The organism is Blastomonas sp. CCH1-A6 (genome assembly GCF_001556365.1).
Taxonomy (GTDB): domain Bacteria; phylum Pseudomonadota; class Alphaproteobacteria; order Sphingomonadales; family Sphingomonadaceae; genus Blastomonas; species Blastomonas ursincola.
The window spans coordinates 1-2,078 of the sequence record NZ_LSIS01000491.1; the positions used below are offsets into that span (position 1 = coordinate 1).

General features: G+C 61.4%; 4 protein-coding genes. 1 reads left to right on the plus strand and 3 read right to left on the minus strand.

What is annotated here, in order from left to right; translation table 11 throughout:
• Positions 1-656: 656 nt before the first annotated feature.
• The gene (locus tag AX735_RS21810; protein WP_066284737.1) at positions 657-1,106 is read right to left on the minus strand and encodes a hypothetical protein; all 450 of its coding nucleotides are present in this window, start codon (positions 1,104-1,106) and stop codon (positions 657-659) included.
• A 57-nt stretch (positions 1,107-1,163) separates the two neighbouring features.
• Complete coding sequence (locus AX735_RS27135; protein WP_155647659.1) at positions 1,164-1,292, minus strand: ribbon-helix-helix domain-containing protein; 129 nt, start codon at positions 1,290-1,292, stop codon at positions 1,164-1,166.
• Between the two features lie 160 nt (positions 1,293-1,452).
• On the opposite strand from AX735_RS27135, the gene AX735_RS21815 reads away from it, so the two are divergent.
• Positions 1,453-1,689: a hypothetical protein gene (locus tag AX735_RS21815; protein ID WP_066110934.1), complete on the plus strand. Its 237-nt coding sequence runs from the start codon at positions 1,453-1,455 to the stop codon at positions 1,687-1,689.
• Between the two features lie 36 nt (positions 1,690-1,725).
• On the opposite strand, the gene AX735_RS21820 is transcribed toward AX735_RS21815, so the two are convergent.
• The gene (locus AX735_RS21820; RefSeq protein ID WP_066284740.1) at positions 1,726-2,061 is read right to left on the minus strand and encodes a single-stranded DNA-binding protein; all 336 of its coding nucleotides are present in this window, start codon (positions 2,059-2,061) and stop codon (positions 1,726-1,728) included.
• Between the last annotated feature and the right edge of the window lie 17 nt (positions 2,062-2,078).

Here is a 2,078-nt window from a genome sequence, read left to right on the forward strand (position 1 = left end):
ACCGGATTTGTTCGCCCTTAGCGTGCAGATACGTCACTTTCGTGTAGTCACCCCTGACTGAGGATCGCGTAGCAGACCTTCAGCCATCCACCCATGACCGGCCATTGGGCAAGCTCACAACATCGCCCAGAAGCCGACATGCCCAGTGAACCGGCGTCTGTCCGAGACGTCCGCACTGGAGACGGCTCCCGCAGGAGCCGCGGTCCGACAGGCCTGGTTAGTCGCGCGCCGAGGCGGCGGCATTTGTCGCCGACCGTGCGGGCGGCAAACAGGCCGCCAGCGGCGGGACCGAGAGCCGGCGGGGCTGTCAGAAACGCAAGGCCCGGGCAAAGCCCGAGCCGATCAAAAAGTCCCGCTCATTATAGCCGCAGCGCGTAAGCGCGGTTCGCGGCCAAATGCGTCAGCGATCGCCACCCGAAGGGCCGAGACCCCTCAGGGGCTCGGTGAAGCCACGGGCGCACTGAGCCCCGCGAAGATGGGGTCCAAGCGCACGAGGCGGAATAGAGCGCGGTCCCGGCCAGAGGTCGGGAGACGTCACCGGCTGCTTATCACATCGGAGCACAGGTAGGCGTGAACCAAGGTCTGCTTCCATAACAGCGGGCTTCCGTATCCGATGGGAGATAACTCAATCACTCCGCCTTCCAGAGCGTCAATTCCTAGCCAGAGGTCCGTCGTGCCGCTGCGGCCTCCTCATCGGAGGGACGCTTTTCGCCAGCATCTATGCGCGCCTTGGCAGCTTCCCAGATGGCGGGTATTTCAGCGAAAGCCGCCTCGCCTGCTTCCCAGTAGTATTGAAAGAATGCCTGGATCAGCGGCAGCCGGACCGAGTAAAGGTCATCGGTTGCAAAGCCAATGTCGAACCGGATTATGGGCGCGAATGGGTAGCTTCGGTTGGTGGGTTCGATTTCGGGGTTGGTCGTGAAGGCGAGCGACTTCTCGATGACCTTCGCTCGCAAGGCCTCATAGATCGGTTCAATGCCCTCGTCCCATTCAACGTCTTCGACAGCCTCGGTCAGGATTCGGCGTGTTTCGTGCCGTGAGGTCCAAGCCGTCTCGGGAAGGCGGCGGATGATCGCTATAATCGCTCGACGCTGTGCCGCTATCACGGTTTGCGAGAAGTCGCGCCAGTCGTCCCAGATGGCGTCGTCGTCGTAGACGTCGTTTTAGGCTGACCTGAAATAATCTGCGAGCGCTTGTCGGACGATTTCGGATTGATCTACCCGCTGGGACTGGGCCGCAGCCTTCAGATGGTGCTCGAGCTGTTCATCGAGAGCTACCTCAAAGAGTGCCATTGCATCATGCTCCTCAGTTGCAATGTGCGGGATTATTGCGCTTTTTTGTTTCAGCGCAATGCGTCGTGTTGTTCGGTCCACGCACCTTGGCGATCAGGTCGACTGTGCATTCACCCAGCACGCTTGACAGCTCGTGTTCTTATAATGTTCTAACGCAGCCATGAGCAGCAAACGTCTCGACACCCTCGCCGATCTGGTTCGCCACGGCCTCAACGCGCAGGTAGAATGTCTCGGATGCCACCGCGTTGTGATCGTGCCAGCGGCCACGCTCCGAGACCGATGCTTTGCCAAATCCATCCCGATGAAGCTGGAGATCGTCGCGCGGCATTTGCGCTGCAGTTGCGGTCACCGCGGGACGAAGCTGGACGCCACCGGTGTCCAGCTGTCGCCCCCTTGAAAGGGTTTGGGCGACGCCTGCGCGCCGCCCTGCCGGTCAGAGAAACTCGACGTTCTCGGCGATGATCTCGCAGCCGTAGCGGTCATTGCCGTCGGCGTCCTGCCAGCGCGAGTAATGGATGCGGCCCGTCACAGCGAGCTGGTCGCCCTTGGCCTTGTGCTGGCGCAGCGGAAGCCCGAGGCCGTTGAAGACAGTGATCTTGTGGAATTCGGCGTCCTTGACGGGGTAGCCGGTTTCCGGATCCTTCTGGACCTTGCCGTCGCGGATGACGGGACGCTCGGTCACGAGGATCAGTTCGGTGATGCGGGTGTCGCTGCGATCGCGGGCAACAGGGTCCTTGGCGAGACGGCCGACGAGGTTGACGATGTTCATTGCAAGAGCCTCCTTGG